Annotated in this window: 18 protein-coding genes; 16 read left to right on the top strand and 2 right to left on the bottom strand. The window is 55.6% G+C overall.

Features of this window, described 5'->3' with window-relative positions; all coding sequences use genetic code 11:
• Nucleotides 1-20 precede the first annotated feature (20 nt).
• The 7 genes from G565_RS0104920 (at nucleotide 21) to murB (ending at nucleotide 6,601) form a co-directional block, all read left to right on the top strand.
• Nucleotides 21-2,246: a DNA internalization-related competence protein ComEC/Rec2 gene (locus G565_RS0104920; protein ID WP_028669954.1), complete on the top strand. Its 2,226-nt coding sequence runs from the start codon at nucleotides 21-23 to the stop codon at nucleotides 2,244-2,246.
• An 84-nt stretch (nucleotides 2,247-2,330) separates the two neighbouring features.
• Nucleotides 2,331-2,945 carry a MotA/TolQ/ExbB proton channel family protein gene (locus tag G565_RS0104915; RefSeq protein WP_028669953.1) on the top strand — a complete coding sequence of 205 codons (615 nt, stop codon included), beginning with the start codon at nucleotides 2,331-2,333 and terminating at the stop codon, nucleotides 2,943-2,945.
• A 12-nt stretch (nucleotides 2,946-2,957) separates the two neighbouring features.
• On the top strand, nucleotides 2,958-3,377 hold the full coding sequence (locus G565_RS0104910) for an ExbD/TolR family protein (protein ID WP_028669952.1): 420 nt from the start codon (nucleotides 2,958-2,960) through the stop codon (nucleotides 3,375-3,377).
• A 23-nt stretch (nucleotides 3,378-3,400) separates the two neighbouring features.
• Nucleotides 3,401-4,360, top strand: coding sequence for a tetraacyldisaccharide 4'-kinase (gene lpxK, locus G565_RS0104905; RefSeq protein WP_028669951.1), 960 nt, complete (start codon nucleotides 3,401-3,403; stop codon nucleotides 4,358-4,360).
• Nucleotides 4,348-5,100: a 3-deoxy-manno-octulosonate cytidylyltransferase gene (kdsB, locus tag G565_RS0104900; protein WP_028669950.1), complete on the top strand. Its 753-nt coding sequence runs from the start codon at nucleotides 4,348-4,350 to the stop codon at nucleotides 5,098-5,100. The genes lpxK and kdsB overlap by 13 nt, the downstream gene beginning before the upstream one ends.
• The gene (locus G565_RS0104895; RefSeq protein WP_028669949.1) at nucleotides 5,097-5,591 is read left to right on the top strand and encodes a low molecular weight protein-tyrosine-phosphatase; all 495 of its coding nucleotides are present in this window, start codon (nucleotides 5,097-5,099) and stop codon (nucleotides 5,589-5,591) included. The genes kdsB and G565_RS0104895 overlap by 4 nt, the downstream gene beginning before the upstream one ends.
• A complete protein-coding gene (murB, locus tag G565_RS0104890) occupies nucleotides 5,588-6,601 on the top strand; it encodes a UDP-N-acetylmuramate dehydrogenase (protein ID WP_028669948.1) in 1,014 nt (337 codons plus the stop codon). Before G565_RS0104895 ends, murB begins: the two co-directional genes overlap by 4 nt.
• A gap of 122 nt (nucleotides 6,602-6,723) precedes the next feature.
• Here the strand turns inward: murB and rne are convergent, their stop codons facing one another.
• Nucleotides 6,724-9,762, bottom strand: a complete 3,039-nt coding sequence (rne, locus tag G565_RS23040; RefSeq protein ID WP_245584121.1) for a ribonuclease E — start codon at nucleotides 9,760-9,762, stop codon at nucleotides 6,724-6,726.
• Between the two features lie 508 nt (nucleotides 9,763-10,270).
• On the opposite strand from rne, the gene rluC reads away from it, so the two are divergent.
• Together rluC and G565_RS0104875 are read left to right on the top strand one after the other, a co-directional pair.
• Entirely contained in the window at nucleotides 10,271-11,296 is a 1,026-nt protein-coding gene (rluC, locus tag G565_RS0104880) for a 23S rRNA pseudouridine(955/2504/2580) synthase RluC (protein WP_245584120.1), read from the top strand.
• 32 nt (nucleotides 11,297-11,328) lie between these two features.
• Entirely contained in the window at nucleotides 11,329-12,318 is a 990-nt protein-coding gene (locus G565_RS0104875; protein ID WP_028669946.1) for a S49 family peptidase, read from the top strand.
• Between the two features lie 22 nt (nucleotides 12,319-12,340).
• Here G565_RS0104875 and G565_RS0104870 read toward each other — a convergent pair whose 3' ends face one another.
• Complete coding sequence (locus tag G565_RS0104870) at nucleotides 12,341-12,916, bottom strand: Maf family protein (protein WP_028669945.1); 576 nt, start codon at nucleotides 12,914-12,916, stop codon at nucleotides 12,341-12,343.
• A 209-nt stretch (nucleotides 12,917-13,125) separates the two neighbouring features.
• Between G565_RS0104870 and G565_RS0104865 the strand changes: the two genes are divergently transcribed.
• The 7 genes from G565_RS0104865 (at nucleotide 13,126) to fabF (ending at nucleotide 18,402) form a co-directional block, all read left to right on the top strand.
• The gene (locus G565_RS0104865) at nucleotides 13,126-13,575 is read left to right on the top strand and encodes a YceD family protein (protein ID WP_169579614.1); all 450 of its coding nucleotides are present in this window, start codon (nucleotides 13,126-13,128) and stop codon (nucleotides 13,573-13,575) included.
• Between the two features lie 90 nt (nucleotides 13,576-13,665).
• Nucleotides 13,666-13,848 carry a 50S ribosomal protein L32 gene (gene rpmF, locus G565_RS0104860; protein WP_028669943.1) on the top strand — a complete coding sequence of 61 codons (183 nt, stop codon included), beginning with the start codon at nucleotides 13,666-13,668 and terminating at the stop codon, nucleotides 13,846-13,848.
• A gap of 6 nt (nucleotides 13,849-13,854) precedes the next feature.
• Nucleotides 13,855-14,862: a hypothetical protein gene (locus G565_RS0104855; protein WP_084649232.1), complete on the top strand. Its 1,008-nt coding sequence runs from the start codon at nucleotides 13,855-13,857 to the stop codon at nucleotides 14,860-14,862.
• Nucleotides 14,863-15,080: 218 nt separating this feature from the next.
• A complete protein-coding gene (gene fabD, locus G565_RS0104850; protein WP_028669941.1) occupies nucleotides 15,081-16,019 on the top strand; it encodes an ACP S-malonyltransferase in 939 nt (312 codons plus the stop codon).
• Entirely contained in the window at nucleotides 16,016-16,756 is a 741-nt protein-coding gene (gene fabG / locus G565_RS0104845; protein WP_028669940.1) for a 3-oxoacyl-ACP reductase FabG, read from the top strand. Before fabD ends, fabG begins: the two co-directional genes overlap by 4 nt.
• 88 nt (nucleotides 16,757-16,844) lie before the next feature.
• Nucleotides 16,845-17,081: an acyl carrier protein gene (gene acpP / locus G565_RS0104840; protein ID WP_028669939.1), complete on the top strand. Its 237-nt coding sequence runs from the start codon at nucleotides 16,845-16,847 to the stop codon at nucleotides 17,079-17,081.
• Between the two features lie 82 nt (nucleotides 17,082-17,163).
• Entirely contained in the window at nucleotides 17,164-18,402 is a 1,239-nt protein-coding gene (gene fabF / locus G565_RS0104835) for a beta-ketoacyl-ACP synthase II (RefSeq protein WP_028669938.1), read from the top strand.
• The last annotated feature ends 101 nt before the right edge of the window (nucleotides 18,403-18,503 follow it).

Raw genomic sequence — 18,503 nt, 5'->3', positions numbered from 1 at the left:
TTTAAAGGAGCCAGCTCTATATGGTCAAGGGTATGACCAGCCTGGCAGCGCTGAGTATTTGCCTGCCCTTACTCTGGTTTTACACAGGGCCCGGGTGGGCCAGCGGATTTGTCGCAGTGATCGTTTTGGCAGTGGCCTGGCGCCAGCCTTTTCTGGCGATGTTGGTCGTGATCTTCGCTGCGATCTTATTGCTTCGACTCGACTACGAGGCGCGCTTTGTCTTGCCCGCGCATTGGCAGCACGACACCGCTGAGCTGACCGTTTGCCTGTCTCAACCGGCCCGGGTGTTCGAGGATTATCAGTCGGCTGTGGGCACAGTGACCGATCAACCCAATGCGCTGAAATTGCGCAGACTGCGGTTCACAGCCGATACCGGTCGTGTCCTGAAGGCGGGCGATTGCATTCAGGGTGACTTTCGTCTGAGAAAGCCGGTTGGCAATCTGGTCCCGGGTCAGTTTAATGCCACGCGCTATTATTTCAGCGAGCGAATCGATGCGCTGGGAAGTCTGCAGGAGCTTCATCAGGTCAGCCAACAGCCGGGCGTTCCGGTTCGGTTACACAATCGGGCCGAGCCCTATTTTCAGCAGTCAGATGCCCACGCAATCTGGTCTGCCCTGAGCCTGGGCTGGTCTTCCAGCCTGCCAGTTAGCCTGGGGGACCTGTTTGAGCAAACACAGTTAAAGCACCTGATGGTCGTCAGTGGCATGCACGTCGGTATGGTCGCAGCCTGGGGATTGATACTCGGCCGTGTTCTTTTGCAATTGCCCGGCATTCCGCTGAATCGAGTATTTCATCTCCAGTTGGTCTGGGTGGCTTTATTGTGCGGTGCTTTTGTCAGCTTGACGGGCTTTGGGTTTCCGGCGGTAAGAGCCTGGGTCATGCTGGCTATTCCACTGATCGCTCTGAGCGTGGGGCGTCGTTTTAACGCGCTGGATGTGCTCGCGTGCGCAGCGGTCGCCATTACTCTGTTCCGCCCCCAGGCCTGGCTTAGTACAGGGGCCTGGCTTAGTTTTTTGCTGGTCGCGATCATCGTTCGATTGGCTCAGCGCTGGTCGCAGCGAGATCATTCAACCGTCTGGCTGGCGTTCAAGCTGCAAGCGACACTGACGTTGCTGATGATCCCGATTACAGCGGCTATGGGGTTCATCTGGCACCCTTTGTCGCTGTTGATCAACGCTTTGATGATTCCGCTGGTGACATTGCTGTTGTTGCCGTGGTCATTGTTAATACTGCTGCTCCCGGATTTGGCCTGGGTCAGCGGGTACGAGTGGACTATTGCCCTGGCGCTTCGCGCGCTGGAGCAGGTGTCACCGCTGCATCAAACAGCTCCAGCCTGGACCTGGTGGCAGATTCTGCTGGTGACGGTGCTGCTTTGGTGGCTGTTAAGCCAGAGTGTAGAACGACCCGTACGCTGGCTGGCTGCGCCATTGATACCAGTGGTGGCATTGGTACTGGGGTCATCCAAGCCTGGCGTTGACGCTTTTCAAATGACGCTCCTGGACGTAGGGCATGGCCAGGCCATGGTGTTGCAATGGCCAGACCAAACCTGGCTTTATGATCTGGCCGGTCAGTGGCAGGACGGTCGGAGCGTTGCTCAGCAACGTCTGGCCCCCTGGTATCGGCGCGAGTCCATAGACCCCGGCGGACTGTTGGTCAGTCATGCCGATACCGACCATGCCGGGGGCGCACACTGGGCTGTCCGGGAATGGCCGAAAGCGATCCGGGTAACCGGAGGTCCAAGGCGACTGGCCACTATGAGTGGGCGGTCTGGTTGGCGAAACTGCCATAGGCCCGAACAAGGGCAGGGCGCTTTCCCGTTTGAATTGATCCCGGTTCCGTCCGCCTTGCAGACCAGCAGCAATGACACCTCTTGCGTCATGTGGATTCCAACATCCGCGGGCGCCGTGCTGATTACGGGTGATGCCAGCAGGACGGTCGAATACTGGTTATTGCAGGCACGACCTGAGCTGTTTCCCGCGGCTGCCATCGTCGTCGGTCATCATGGCAGTCATACGAGCAGCGCAACTGCCTTTCTGGACGCAAGTCCGGACGCGTTGCTGCTGGTCAGTTCGGGAGACCGACACATGCCCCGCTGGCCCAATCCGGATCTGGTGGCATATACCGAGCGCCATGGCCGCGTGCTGCACAACACGGCCGACCGGGGGACCTTTACTCTTAAGGTTGATGAGGGGCGGATGCACCTGGCTGATTATCGATCTGCATATCGAAAACGCTGGCTTAAATGAGAATTATTTCACAACCTGTTTTAAAGCCATGTTCTGGCGGAAACAGTATGGTAAATTACGCCGGAGTCTATGGAGGTACGCTAAGTGTTTGAAATTATTAAAGCCGGGGGTTGGTTGATGGTCCCCATCGTTTTGTGTTCCATCATTGCCATCGCCATTACGGTTGAGCGTTACTGGGCGTTGCGCGTGGCCAAGGTTATGCCCAAGGATCAATTGCCGAAAGTCTGGATGTGGATCAAGAACCACGAACTGGACTCTGGCAAGATCAAGGAACTGAAAAGTGGCAGCCTGTTTGGTTATATTCTGTCGTCCGGTTTGACCGCATCCAAGCACGGCCGGGAAGCCATGAAAGATGCCATTCAGGAATCGGGCAACCATGTCGCTCATGAAATGGAAAAGTTCCTGAGCACGCTCGGGACCATAGCCGCCATTGCACCTCTGCTCGGATTACTGGGTACGGTGCTGGGCATGATTGAAGTGTTCACCGCTATCATGGTTCAGGGCAGTGGCAACACCGGTGTTCTGGCTGGTGGCATCTCCCAGGCACTGATTACCACAGCTGCCGGTTTGAGCGTGGCGATCCCGGCAGTCATATTCCACCGGGCGCTGACCCGTCGGGTTGATGATCTGCTGATCATCATGGAACAGGACAGTGCCAAACTGGTAGATGCCATTCATTCCGATGCCAAGTCGAGCTGACGGGAGCCGCCCATGCGATTCAGACGCAGCCGCCAGGAAGAAGTACAGGTCAATTTAACGCCACTGATTGATGTCGTCTTTTTGCTGTTGATATTCTTTATGGTATCCACCACTTTTACCCGCGAAACTCAGTTGCAGATTGATCTGCCGGAAAGCAGCAGTGATGCGGTGCTCGGGGATGAACGCCCGATTGAAATTCAGGTCGACGCACAGGGCCAGTATGCGGTGAATAATACCCCCTTGTTGCGCTCGGATACCGAATCTCTTAAGCAGGCGCTTGCCGAAATGGCCGGTGCCAGCAGGGATACCACCGTTATTATCACCGGAGATGCTCAGGCGCCGCATCAGGCGATGGTCTTTGTTCTGGATGCGGTGGGTCAAATGGGCTTTTATCGGGTCAGTTACGCCACCCAGGTTCCGGAAAGTCCCTGATTGATGGCACCGGCGAGCAGCAAATGAACTTTTGGTATCGTCAACACCTGACATGGTTGGCCCGGTTGTTGATACCGCTGAGCTGGCTAGTCGGGGCGATTGCCCGACGCCGGTTTCGTCAACGCCACCCCGGCAACTATGGCGTACCGGTTCTGGTGGTCGGCAACCTCAGCGTGGGTGGAACCGGGAAGTCTCCCGCCATTCAGGCTCTGGTGTCCCATTTGCAAAGTCGCGGAATGCGTTGCGGTATCGTGTCGAGAGGATACGGCGGTCGCAGTCATCATTACCCACTCTCCATTACGTCAGACACAGACGCCAGCCAGTGCGGCGATGAACCCAAGGCCCTGTCACAACAATTGGGCTGTCCTGTTGTGGTCGATCCGGATCGCGACAGGGCCGTGCGTTATCTGGTCAGCCAGCATTCGCTGGATGCTGTGATCAGTGATGATGGTTTGCAGCATTATCGTATGGGACGAGATTTTGAGCTGGTGATGATCGATGGCATACGTGGCCTGGGCAATACTCGATTGTTGCCAGCGGGTCCTTTGCGTGAGCCTGTCAGCCGGTTAACAACTGTGCAGTGGCGAGTTGCAAAGGGCCAAAAGCCAGCCGATCTCCGTGTCGATGGGGTGCTGACCCTCAACCCACAATGGCCGGTCAATGCGCAGGGAGACTTGCTGCCAAAGTCCAGTGAGATACGCGCCTGTGCTGGTATTGGCTACCCGGAAGGCTTTTATCGCCAGTTGGCGGACCAGGGCTTCACCGTCAAGGAAACCCAATCACCGGGTGATCATCGACCGGTGTCGTCTGATTGGTTGGCAGACCCAAGCTTGCCACTGGTGTTAACGGAAAAAGATACCATTAAACTGACGACACCCTGGCCAGCGCATTGTTATGTCGTCAGGCTGCGGCCTGAATTGCCCTTCAACTTGCTGGGCACCATTGAATCTGCCCTCAGGAGTAAGCAAAGATGGCAACCATAATCATGATACCCGCCCGATACAGCTCCAGTCGGTTGCCGGGCAAACCCTTGTTGGACATTGAAGGGCGGCCTATGGTGGTTAGGGTGGCTATGGCGGTGCAGGCCTGCGGTGCCGACCAGGTCGTTGTCGCAACCGATGATGAGCGCATACGCCGTGTTGTTTCCGATTCCGGATTTACGGCGGTCATGACCCGGCCTGACCACCCGTCAGGTACCGATCGGCTGCAGGAGACTGCGGAACACCTCGGGCTGCAACCCAATGACATTATCGTCAATGTACAGGGCGATGAACCACTGATGCCGGTCGACAATGTGTTGCAAGTCGTTCGCTTGCTGGAACAGAACCCCAATGCTCAGGTTGCCACTCTTTACGAACCGATAACCACTCTGGCCATGGTAGCCAATCCCAACGCGGTAAAGCTGATTCAGCGTCAGGATGGTGAGGTAATGTACTTCAGCCGGGCCGGTATTCCATACGATCGGGATGCGACTCAGACAACACCCGGGGACATCTGGAAACGACACATTGGTCTCTATGCCTACCGCAAAAGTGCACTGGATGCTTTCGTTGGCTGGCCTGAAAGCTTGCTGGAACGGCTGGAGAAGCTTGAGCAACTGCGTTTTATGGACAACGGTGCCATTATTGTAGCGGACCAGGCCGCAAAACCCGTCCCGGCGGGCGTTGATACTCAAGCCGACCTGGATGCTGTTCGTGCCCTGTTTGCCAGGGAGGTTATATGACTCACCCTCGTCAGGCCAAAACCTCTGTTCTTTTTGTCTGTCTGGGGAATATTTGCCGGTCGCCAACGGCCCAGGCGGTGTTTGAGGCTCAACTGGCTAGCTCCGCACTGGCCGGTCAGGTTGAGGTTGATTCTGCGGGCACCGCGGCCTACCACCTCGGCAAGGCACCCGATCCACGCAGTCGGGCTGCTGCCCGCGAACGAGGTTATGACCTGGATAACCTCAGAGCCCGACAGGTTAGCTTTGAAGACTTTCTGCGGTTTGATTACATTCTGGCTATGGACGCTGATAACCTGACTCAGTTAGAGGCGATGGCACCCGAGTCCCCTAGGGCGTCACTGGCATTGTTTCTGGACTTTGCGGCTCGCTCCAACAAACGGGAAGTTCCCGATCCTTATTTTGGCGGAGAAGATGGTTTTGAAACGGTACTGGATCTGTGTGAACAGGCTAGCCGGGGTTTGCTGATGCAACTGCAGTCTGCAACGCGATGAGTATTGATCCGCAACCACAGTTTGACCTCTCTTTTAACAACACATTGGGCGTTCCTGCAAGGGCCGCCTGGTATGCTGAACTCCACGAGGCCAGTGATTTACCGCTACTGGTGCGCTGGGCCAAAGAACACGACATGGCCGTACGCGCACTCGGTGGTGGTAGTAACCTGGTAATGCACGAGCAAGTCAGTGGTCTGACGATCAAAGTTTCGATTCGCGGAAAAACCCGGATCGATTCAGGCTCGAGCCGCCAGCGCTGGCGTTTGGGGGCAGGGGAGTCCTGGCATGAAACCGTTGTTGATCTTATTGAGCAGGGGGGCTCTGGTGTTGAAAACCTGGCGCTGATTCCGGGTACAGTGGGGGCTGCTCCTGTTCAGAACATCGGCGCTTATGGCGTGGAGCTGGCCGACTGCCTATATCGGGTCGAAGCCTATGACACGCAAGAAAATCAGTGGCGACAGTTTACCCGGGAGGCCTGCGAGTTTGGCTATCGGGACAGCGTGTTCAAACAACAGGAAAACCGATTCATCATCACAGCGGTTGAACTGGATCTCGACCAGGAGTTTCAACCCCGTCTGTCCTATGGGCCATTGCAGGAACTGGCCAACCTACCAGACTTGAATGCCCGGGACGTACTGGCCAAAGTGATCGAAGTCAGACAGTCACGTCTGCCTGATCCGATGGTTCTGCCTAATGCAGGCAGTTTTTTTAAGAATCCGGTTATTACTTCCGAAACTTATAGCGCGCTCGTAAAAAACCACCCTAATCTGGTGGTTTACGCACAGCCCGGGGGTTGGAAACTGGCTGCTGGCTGGTTGATTGATCAGTGTGGTTTGCGCGGGCAAAGCAACGTTGATGGCGTTGGGTGCTACGAGCATCAGGCGCTGGTGTTGGTTAACCCGAAACGCGCGCCAGCGGCATCGATTCAGGCCTGGCAGGCGTTAGTTCAAGGCGCGGTTCTGGAGCGCTTCGGGGTAGAGCTTGAGCCTGAACCGCGTTTCTGGGCCTGAGGCGGATGCATTGCAATAAGGCTTTGCTGGCACACTGACGGATCCCATTGTCTGGTCGTGGTAATCGCCCATAAAAAAACCGGCCTTGGCCGGTTTTTTTATACTGTGCAAGAAAGAAACAGTTACTTGTCTTGCTGTTCTGCCATCTTGCGTCGACGGACTTCACGCGGATCATTCGGTGCACGTGATGCCGGCTTCGCTAGCGCTTCCTCGGCTTCCTCCTCAGCGGCGGCGGGTTGTTCGGTTTCCGCCGCTTCCGGCGCCTGCTCTGATTCATTCGCAGCAGGCTCTTCCGTCGTCGTTTGGCCTGGCTCAGCGATGACTTCTGTCTCAGCCCGACCCTGGTTGACGGTCTGGCCTTCGGGTTCCTGTGCCTCAGGGGTGTCCTGAGCTTGCACCTCAGACGACTCGGGCGCCGATTTCACCGCTGCTGTTGCCTCATCTGCTACCGGTTCTTCAGCAGCATCAACGGTGGCCACGCTAGCCGGACTTTCGACGTTTTCTTCAACGCTGGCATCCATTTTTTCAGCATCAACTGTCGGTTTACTTTGAGCTGAATCAGATTCGGCTGAAGCATGATCTTCTTTACCACTGGCGTCAGCGGGTGCCGCAGTGTCTTCCGTGTTGATGACTTCGTGTTCAACACGGGGATTGGGCGACTCTTCCAGTTTTGAGGGTTCGCTGTGTCCTGCGTCCGCCGACTCAACCTGTTTTGCGCTGGCATCAGACGGCTTTGCTTCCGCTTCTGACGGGGCTTCAGCAATAACCTCGTTGGAGCCGGCGGCTTCATCGGCTCTGACTTTGGCAGCAGCACGTGCGTCGTCAGCAGATTTGGTGCTGATCATCTCAATCACTGTTTCGATATCGCTGATGACTTCACCGGGCTTTTCCGGATTGGGTCGCTTGCTGGCATTCTTACTGATGCCGCGAACCTGACGATTCTTGCCCACTTCAGCCAGAGGAACACGTCCGGTGCTGTCATCCCGCTCTTCACGGCGTTTCATTTGTGGCTGGCGTGGACGGCGATCGTTCTGGCTCTCACCTGAATCAGCACTGGTTTCCGTTGACGGCGCCGGGTCTTTAACTGGCTGTTTGGTCTCTTTGGCCGTTGCATCAGGTGTCGCCGCAACAGCATCGCGATCACGCGAGCCCCGGCCCGAGTTTCGGCCAGCGCCACGAGAAGCGCCACCGTCACGGTTCGAGTCCCGGTTGTTGTCACGATTACCTTCACGATTGCCGTCACGGGCGGTATCACGACCCGATTCACGTCCGCCGTCACGATTACGATTGCGGTTGTTCCTGTTTGGACTGCGACGGCTACCACGATTGTCATCGCGTTGACGTGAACGACTGTCAGGCTTGCGTTCAGTAGCGGGCTTTTCCGGCTTCTTGGCTGCTTCGTCAGACCCCAGCAACTGGCTAACCCAGCCGCCCAGACGTGAGAAGAGTCCTTTGCCTTCCGAGCGCTGCTTTTCAACGGCCGTTTCAGCCGCTGCACGGGCTGGTTTGGCCGCTGGCGTATCGGCGCTGGCTTCGGGCGCAGAAGGTGGCACCGGAGCTCGCGGGGTGACCTGCAGACTTGAAATAGCGGCTTCCTGAGGCTTGGTTTGAGCTTCCAGAACCGTTTCGGTTTCAGAAGGTTTCTCTTCCAGTTTCAGGGCATAGCTGGGCTCGGCGTTAACCAGGGTTTCGTCGTCATCCCGCAGGCGCACAACTTCATAGTGTGGCGTCTCCATCTGCGTGTTGGGTACGATCAGAACGTGCACTTTCTGACGACGCTCAACATCGAATATGGCTTCGCGTTTTTCATTCAGCAGGAAGGTCGCCACGGTCAAAGGCACAATGGCACGAATTTGAGCTGTACGTTCTTTCAGTGACTCTTCTTCGATCAAACGCAGAATAGCCAGTGACAGGGATTTTACGTCACGAATGATGCCGTGGCCGTTACAGCGAGGGCATACGATGCCACTGGTTTCGCCCAGGGAAGGTCGCAGACGCTGGCGAGACATTTCCAAAAGTCCAAAACGCGACAGTCGGCCCACTTGAACGCGGGCGCGGTCTGGGGAGGTCGCATCCTTGATGCGCGCTTCTACTTCCCGTTGATGCTTGGACTGGTTCATGTCGATAAAGTCGATGACCACCAGGCCACCCATATCACGCAAACGCAGTTGGCGGGCAATTTCTTCGGCCGCTTCCAGGTTGGTGTGAAAAGCCGTCTCTTCGATATCAACGCCCTTGGTCGAACGACTGGAGTTAATGTCGATCGACACCAGCGCTTCCGTTGGGTCAATAACGATCGAACCGCCGCTGGGCAGTTTTACTTCGCGCTGAAAGGCACTTTCGATCTGGGCTTCAATCTGGTAACGATTGAACAGCGGGACCGGATCTTCATAGAGCTTCAGTTTACTCTGGTAGTTCGGCATAACTTTCTGCACGAAGTCCAGGGCGTATTGATAGGCATCTTTACTGTCGATCAGGACCTCACCAATATCCTGGCGCAGATAGTCACGGATTGCGCGCAAAATAACGTTGCTTTCCTGCAGAATCAGGAAGGGTGCAGAGCGACCTTCAGAAGCCTGTTTGATGGAATCCCAGAGTTGTATCAGATAATCCAGATCCCATTGCAATTCTTCGGCGCTGCGGCCGATACCCGCAGTACGCACAATACAACCCATACCATCGGGAATGGTGACACCCTGCAGGGCTTCCCGAATCTGGGCACGTTCATCGCCTTCGATCCGACGGGATATACCGCCTGCACGCGGATTGTTGGGCATCAAGACCAGATAGCGGCCAGCCAGGCTGACCATCGTGGTCAGGGCGGCACCCTTGTTGCCGCGCTCTTCCTTATCGACCTGAACAATGACTTCAGTGCCTTCTTTGACCAACTCGCGAATGTTCGCACGAGAGGACATATTGGCATCGACAAAGTATTCCCGGGCGATTTCCTTCAGTGGCAGAAAGCCGTGGCGTTCGGCACCGAAATCAACGAAGGCGGCTTCAAGGCTGGGTTCTACGCGGGTGATTTTGCCTTTGTAGATGTTGGCTTTCTTCTGCTCACGAAAGCCGGTTTCTATATCCAGGTCGTAGAGTTTCTGGCCGTCGACCAGGGCAACCCTCAGTTCTTCTGACTGGGTTGCGTTGATTAACATTCTTTTCATTGAGGAACGATACTCTGTAATAAAGCATGGGTGACAGAGCAGCAAGGGCAGGGATACAGGCGGGCGAACACCGATAGAAATCGGTAACACACAGGTCGGTGCAGGCGACAACGCCAGCACAGTGGATCGGTGTTTTCCATTAACTATGGGGAAACGGACAGAGTCTTAAGGGGATGCCTGCTCTATTTAGAAGCACTTGCGCGTTTGTGGTGAAGTGCTTTCTTCCATATGACCCCATCGTCATACGCTGTTTCAAACTGTACTTGCTGCCCAACCGATTCTTAAGTTGCACGTAACGTCGGTGCAACAGGTTGGGGGGACTGCCCCTTGCCGCCTGTGTGGTCTCTGGGCGGTAGGATGATCAGAATCCCAGCACGGGACAGTGTAGCAGTAGACTCCCGGTTGAACAATCACTAAGCGGGGTAGGCGATGTGGCCACCTGGGGCATACTATGAAGCCTCCTTTCGTGAACCGACAGCTGATATAATTACCCCGGAAACTTACCGTAGTGAGTACCTTAATAAAGCCGGGTACTTTTACATACAGGATACCGGTATGGGTGAAGCAGGGCATTGTGGCAAACGTTGAATTGTATGAAGTTGAAGAAGACCGGGCCGGTCAGCGCATTGATAATTTCTTAATCGGGCACTGGAAGTCCGTACCCAAGAGTCGGGTCTATCGGGTGTTGCGCAAGGGTGAAGTGCGCGTCAATGGCAAGCGAATCAAGCCGGAGTACCGACTCGAGGCCGGGGACACCATCCGTATCCCTCCAGTTCGAATCGCCGAGAAGGCGATTAATACGGCCGTTCCAAGCCAATCACTGCGCCATCAACTTGATAAAGCCATACTCTATGAAGATGATGTGCTGGTTGCATTGAACAAGCCTCACGGACTGGCTGTGCACGGAGGGTCAGGCATTTCACTGGGGCTTATTGAGTCTTACCGGATCATCCGGCCCGAGTTGAAGTTTGTTGAGTTGGTCCATCGGCTCGACCGGGATACCTCCGGAGTAGTGCTCATTGCCAAGAAACGCTCGGCGCTGAAGGCATTGCAAGAGGTCTTTCGGCACAAAACCGAGGTAAAGAAGGTGTATTGGTGTCTGGTGCATGGCCACTGGCCCGAAGACCGGCACATGATTGATGTACCCTTGCGCAAGAACGAAGCTCAGGGTGGAGAACGTATTGTGACTGTTGCACCGGATGGCAAGCCGTCGCAGACCCGATTTCGGTTGCTGAAGGCATTCACCCGGTGCAGTTGGGTGGAGGCGCAGCCAATTACCGGCCGTACTCATCAGATAAGGGTGCACGCTCTACATGCAGGGCATCCTATTCTGGGCGATTCCAAGTACCAGTCGAGCCGCGCCGAATCGGTTGCTCGCGATCTGGGTCTGGGACGATTGTTTTTACATGCAGCGCAACTGACCGTGCCACACCCGGTGTCAGGAGAGCTGTTAACCCTCAAAGCACCGCTGGATCCTTTGCTGGAAAAGCTGCTGACCTCTTTGGCAGCGACAGATGACATTGAGTCACCCTGAACCAACCCGGTCACTGACAGGAAACTGAACGAATGTTTGGAAAAAACCCTCAACAGGAGTCGTCTGACGACTCCTGGGCTGGCTCCCGCAAAGAGTGGCAGCTCATCGAAAAAGTTGTGATGGCCAATACCGCCGAGCTGAAAAAGCAACGGCGCTGGGGCATCGTGTTCAAATTGCTCACCTTTATTTACCTCTTCGCCCTGTTATGGCTGTTTATCAGCAACAGCAATATTGGGGGTCTGGTTCCGGAAAAAACTGGTGGGCATACGGCCATAGTCGATGTGCGCGGCTTGATCGCCCAGAGCGAACCGGCGAATGCGGATGCTATCGTCACCTCGTTGCGCAATGCCGTTAAGCACAGTGACACCCGGGCTGTTATTGTTCGTATTAACAGCGGCGGCGGCAGCCCGGTGCAGTCAGCCTATGTGTATGACGAAATTCAACGCTTGCGGGGCTTGCATGAAGACATACCGATTCATGCTGTAATTGCCGATACCGGGGCCAGCGGCGCTTACTACATTGCGTCGGCGACAGAGAATATTTATGCCAATGGATCCAGTTTGGTGGGCTCTATTGGTGTAACGGCGGCCAGCTTTGGTTTTGAGGAGTTGATCGGCAAGCTCGGTATTGAGCGTCGTTCTTTTGCATCGGGCGAACACAAGACGTTTCTGGATCCGTTTCAACCGGTTGATCCTGAAGAGCGGGTTTTGTTTGAAACCCTGCTGGATAACGTGCACCAGCAGTTCATCGCAGATGTTAGGGAAGGGCGCGGAGATCGACTGGTCACCGATAATGAAAAGTTGTTCTCTGGCCTGGTTTGGACTGGCGCCCAGGCTTTGGAGCTGGGTCTCGTTGACGGCCTGAAATCGACGTCCGAACTTGCCCGTGAACTGGGTTATCCAAATACCGTTGATTTCACGCTCAGGCAGTCACCATTGCAACAGTTTGCCCGCAATCTGGGGATTTCTGTGGCTGAAACCCTGGTCAAGCTCGGTGCGACCGAGTCGATTCAGCTTCGTTAACCGGGTCGGCGTAGGTTGAAGGTTAAGGCAGGAAATATCCTGCCTCACGCAGTTTGTTGGCCAGGGAGATCAGGGGCAAACCAATCAGCGCGTTGGGGTCATCGCTGCGAACCGATTGAAACAGGGTAATCCCCAGCGCTTCAACCTTGAAACTGCCCGCACAATCCAGCGGGCTCTCTTTCTCAATGTAGCGATCGATTTCCGCTCGGGTCAGGTCTCGAAAAATCACCTCAGTTGTTACCACCCAGGCGTCCTCAATGGGACCGGCGAGCGCTACACCACTGTAAAATGTCAGTGAGTTGCCAGAGCAGCGAGACAGTTGATCGACGGCGCGAGCAACGCTGCCCGGCTTGCCCAGCAGGTTGCCCTGGCCGTCTGCGGCGGTTTGATCACTGCCGATGATCAGGCAGTTCGGGTGGGAACCCGTCAGGCTGAGAGCTTTACCCCGGGCCAGGCGAAGAGCCAGGTCAAAAGGCGTTTCACCCGGCAACGGCGTCTCATCCATGTCGGGCCGGGCTTGCTCAAAGGGCAGATCCAGAGTGGCCAGGCGTTCCGCCCGGTAAGGAGAGGTTGAGGCCAGTACGACCCTTGGTAACATGGGCTAGTTCCTTTTTGATTGGAGTTGTGGAGGCGAATCAGGTGAATTCTGCCTTGCAGCCTACTGGTTATCAGCCATTTGCGCCAAAAAGCCTTTGACTTGAACGGTCTCATCCGTATCATACCGCGCCTATGTCGATATCCGAGCTCCCAGAACGCGTTGACGCCTATAAGTTGGCTGATCAGGGCCCCCAGAATTTGGAGGGTACTGTGCCGTCGACCCGGTTGTTGCGCCTGTCGGAATCGGTGCTCAGACTGGATACGCAGTTCAATGCCCATTTGAACTTCGATCGGGATGCCGAGCACCGTCGTATCGTCAGGGGTGATGTGTCCGGGCAGGTAGTGCTCGAATGCCAGCGATGTCTGCAGCCGGTATCGGTCGCGCTGGATGGCCATTTTACCATGGCTGTGGTGTACAACGATGAAATGGCGAAAGCATTGCCCGCTGACATTGACCCGTTGATGTTGCTGCCAGACGAACCCCTGGTTGTAGCGGAGCTGGTAGAAGATGAGTTGTTGCTGTGCTTGCCAATGCATGCGATGCATGACGACGGTGAGTGTCAGATCCAGACAGAATTTAAACCGGATGACGCCGAGGCTGAACAAGCCCCGGTTAAAGACAATCCGTTTAAGGTATTGGAATCTCTGAAGAGATCCTGACTGATTCACAGTGATGGTTGGCCTATAACCGGGCCAAGCGCTTAGCACCTTCACTGATATTTTAAGTGTCCTATTTAGGAGGCCCCGGCCATGGCAGTTCAGAAAAGCAAGAAGACCCGTTCACGTCGCGGAATGCGTCGCTCGCACGATGCATTGACGACGACCGCTCTGGCGGTAGATCCAACCAGCGGTGAAACTCACCGTCGTCACCATGTCTCGCCTGACGGCTTTTACAAAGGCCGTAAAGTCGTCGCTGAAGCGGACGTCGAGTAACACTCATTGGCTGTTCTAGCCATTGATCTTGAGGGAGGGGATTTCGGCCCCTCCCATTTGCTTCCCGCCTGTATTCAGTTCTTCCGGAACCACCCCGGCCATAGTGGTCTTTTATTGGGCGCTTCAAGCCTCCAAGCCTCCATGTCGTCGTTACCCGCCAATCTTCGCTTTAAACCCTGTGCCGGTGCTTTACCCACCAAGCTGAACCCTGGCCGCCTGTTACGCAATGAGTACGGCAGCAGCATCGAACAAGCCGTGACTGAGCTCAGCCGGCACCGCGTGGATGCTGTGGTCTCATCCGAGCACACAGGCATTCTCATGGCATTGCTTCATCGCTATGGCCGGGTTCACCCCGCGCTGGATCGGCCGGTTCTGGTCAGTTGGGTGCCTACATCCAAAGACGCTATGTTAATGCTTGATCTGGGTGCCTCATTTTCCGCGACATCGGGCCAGTTGATCGGATTTGCCGCCGTTGGTGTGGCCATCGCCTCTGGCCAGTTGGGGCATAAGCCCCGCCTGGCATTGCTCAACCTCGGGGTTGAAGCAAACAAGGGCCCACACGCCATTCGACAAGCCAGCGAACAGCTGGCGCGCTGGCCGGACATTGACTACCGTGGTTTTGTTGAGGCGGGCGAGGTCTTTCATGGCAATCTGGATTTGGTCATTACCGATGGTTTTACCGGGAACGCGGTTATTAAAGCGGCCGAGGGCACCCTGGATCTTACGTTAGGTGCCATACGACAGGTGCTGAGCCGGGACTTGACCGGAAAGATACTGGGGCGCCTGTTGCGGAATCGATTGAGACCGGTCATGCATCAACTTGACCCCCGGCGCAGCAATGGAGCGCTGCTCGCCGGTACCGATATGACGGTGATAAAAAGTCATGGCGACGCCACCGGAGCCGCTTTTCAGGCGGCATTGAGCCGTGCCATTGAGGCAAGCGAAGGCCGCTGGTGTCAATCGATATTGGCACAACTCGATGCTCTGCCTGAGCGAGAAGTGGCCGGTTCGTGACCTTTGCGGGCTAACATCTGCTTTCATGTGTCAACAATGAGAGTCTTGTTGTTCCCGGAATTCATAAATGTTTTAACAGGGTTCGCCTTTACTGAGCGCTTGTTGCGACCATAATGCACGCCACTGGAAAGCTCAGTTGTGCCGCTTTAAACGGTCTGACCGCCAACAAGTTGAGCCTTCATAACAGTTGAGCCTTCATAACAACAGGAACGCATCTCATGAGCCAAAAACTCGCCTTCGTATTTCCCGGACAGGGATCTCAGCAGGTTGGTATGCTGTCCGATCTGGCAGAGCAGTACCCACTGATCCAGGAGACCTTTGCAGAGGCCTCGAGCGCTATCGGTTACGATTTATGGGCGCTCGTCAGTGACGGGCCCGCTGAAGCCCTGAACACAACCGAAAAGACGCAACCAGCCCTGTTGACCGCGAGCATTGCCTTGTGGCGCCTGTGGCAGGCTGAGGGCGGGACGCAGCCTGATTACCTGGCCGGGCACAGTCTCGGGGAATATTCTGCCCTGGTTGCGGCGGGTGTTTTGCCGTTGGCGGATGCCGTCGTGCTCGTTGAAAAACGGGGTCAGCTGATGCAGGCGGCGGTACCTGCGGGGCAGGGCAGTATGGCAGCTATACTGGGGCTGGATGATCAGGCTGTCGTCGACGGTTGTGCCCAGGCTGCCGGAGATGACGTGGTTGAAGCCGTTAACTTCAATACGCCCGGTCAGGTTGTTATTGCCGGCTCGGTGGCCGCTGTTGATCGCGCCATCGAGGTTCTGAAAGCCGCTGGCGCCAAGCGGGCGATGCCACTGCCGGTTAGCGTTCCGTCGCATTGCTCTTTGATGAAGAATGCGGCAACCCAGTTATCCGGGCATCTGGATACGCTTAATTGGCACAATGCTCAATTGCCTATCATTCAGAATGTGTCGGCTACGGCCGAAGCCAACGCTGATGCGCTCAAACAGAATTTGGTTGAGCAACTGTACCGCCCGGTCTTGTGGTCGCAGTCTGTCGCCGAACTGGTCCGGCTCGGTGTCACTGAAACCATAGAGTGTGGCCCGGGAAAAGTCTTGTCTGGTTTGAACAAGCGCATCGAGAAAACACTGACCTTGTCGGCCCTCGGGTCGCTGGCAGCCTTTCAGGAACGCATAGGGAGTGACGCATGAGCGACAACAAGTGGGTTTTGATCACCGGTGCCAGCCGCGGCATTGGCGCAGCCATTGCCGAAACGCTTGGCCGCCAGGGGTATCGAATTGCCGGAACCGCCACCTCTGAATCAGGTGCACAGGCCATTACTGAGCGACTGCAGGCGGCGGGCATCGACGGTCGCGGTTACACACTCGATGTCACCAGCCCGGAATCAATCGAGCAGTTGATGGCCGAATTGAAAGCGGAAGAGGCTACGCCCGAAGTCCTGATCAACAATGCGGGCATCACTAAGGATAACCTCTTTTTGCGCATGAAAGAGCTCGAATGGGACTCGGTTATCGACACCAATCTGTCTTCGGCCTATCGTATGAGCAAAGCGGTGATGAAATCGATGACGCGGGCCCGTTTTGGCCGTATTGTGAACGTTTCGTCGGTGGTCGCTTCCATGGGTAACGCGGGTCAGGCAAACTACTGCGCGGCCAAGGCCGGACTCGAAGGGTTCACTCGATCATTGGCGCGGGAAGTCGGTTCGCGTAATATCACGGTCAACGCAGTGGCTCCGGGTTTTATTCAGACCGATATGACACATGATCTGCCAGAAGCAACGCGAGACGCCCTGCTCAAGCAGGTGCCCCTGGGCCGTCTGGGAGATCCGAATGAAATTGCCGCTGCCGTGGCGTTCCTGGTCAGTGATCAGGCTTCGTACATCACGGGTGAAACATTGCACGTGAACGGTGGCATGTACATGGGTTGACCGGCCAGTTTTGACTTGCCGGCAACGAATAACGTTTAATACACTAAATCGCACCTTGAAGTGCAATTCCAAGTAGGGAGTGTTCGTAATGAGCAACATTGAAGATCGTGTAAAGAAAATCGTCTGTGAACAGCTGGGCGCAAAAGAAGAAGACGTAACTGCAAAGGCGTCTTTCGTAGACGACCTGGGTGCTGACTCTCTGGACACCGTTAACCTGGTGATGGCTCTGGAAGAAGAGTTTGAAACCGAGATTCCGGACGAAGAGTCTGAGAAGCTGGGTACTGTTCAGGACGCGATCGACTACATCAACGCCCACCTGGGCTAAGTGCGGTAGCCTTACGGCTATACCGCTCTGGATTCAAGCCGTATTGTCGTCAGACAGTACGGCTTTTTATTTGGAGAACACTATGTCACGTCGAAGAGTCGTTGTGACCGGTCTGGGTTGTCTTAGCCCGCTGGGGAATGATGTTGCTTCTACCTGGTCCGGCATTCTGGCCGGTAAGAGCGGGGCGTCCAGAATCGAGAAGTTCGATACTGAGAAATTCACCACGAATTTTGCCTGTATGGTGAAAGGGTTTGATCCTGCTCAATACATCAACCCCAAAGACACCAAGAAAATGGATGGGTTTATCCAGTACGGCTATGCCGCAGCCAAAGAAGCCATCAGAGACTCGGGCATCGAAGCCACCGAAAGTAATGCCCATCGTATTGGCCTGGCCATTGGCGCCGGGATTGGAGGGTTGGATACCATTGAACGCAATCACGATGCCCTGAATAAATCCGGTCCGCGTCGGGTCTCGCCGTTCTTCGTACCCTCAGCCATTATCAATATGATCGCTGGTTATTTATCGATCGACTACGGATTTAAAGGGCCCAACATCGCCATTACGACTGCATGCACCACTGGAACTCATAACATCGGCTACGCTGGCCGGACGATCGCCTATGGCGATGCCGATGTGATGGTGGCCGGTGGCGCTGAAATGGCCTCCACACCTCTGGGTATTGCTGGCTTTGGTGCAGCCCGGGCGCTGTCGACCAGAAACGATGATCCGGGCAGAGCCAGTCGCCCCTGGGATCAGGATCGTGATGGCTTTGTGCTGGGTGATGGCGCGGGTGTTTTGGTGCTTGAAGAATACGAGCATGCCAAGGCGCGGGGCGCTACCATTTATGCCGAACTTACCGGCTTTGGCATGAGCGGTGATGCCTATCACATGACCTCGCCGCCCGAAACTGGCGCCGGTGCCTGCGCTTCGATGCGCAACGCCGTTCTGGATGCGAAGCTGAACCCGCTTGATGTGAACTACATTAACGCGCACGGCACCTCTACTCCGGCTGGTGACAAGGCTGAGACCCAGGCTGCGAAATCGCTCTATGGCGCTGACGCTGACAAGATTGTCATGAGTTCTACCAAATCGATGATTGGCCATCTGTTGGGCGCTGCAGGTGCAGTGGAAGCTATTTTTTCCGTGCTCGCCATTCGGGATCAGGTAGCGCCTCCAACCATCAACCTGGATAACCCAAGCGAAGGGTGCGATCTGGACTATGTGCCGCATACGGCCCGTGAAATGCCCATCCAGCATGCCTTGTCGAACTCGTTCGGATTTGGCGGTACCAACGGTACCCTGATCTTCAGTAAGGTGTAGGACGCGTCGGTGCAGCAAGGGGCCTCAGCCTATCTGGTTTGGCCCCTTATCTGTTGATTTTGTGTTGTCGAACACAAGCCGAACTGGGCGATATGTCTGGT

It is taken from the genome of Saccharospirillum impatiens DSM 12546 (assembly GCF_000423605.1).
Taxonomy (GTDB): Bacteria; Pseudomonadota; Gammaproteobacteria; order Pseudomonadales; family Natronospirillaceae; genus Saccharospirillum; species Saccharospirillum impatiens.
This window is presented reverse-complemented; position numbering and strand designations above follow the sequence as displayed.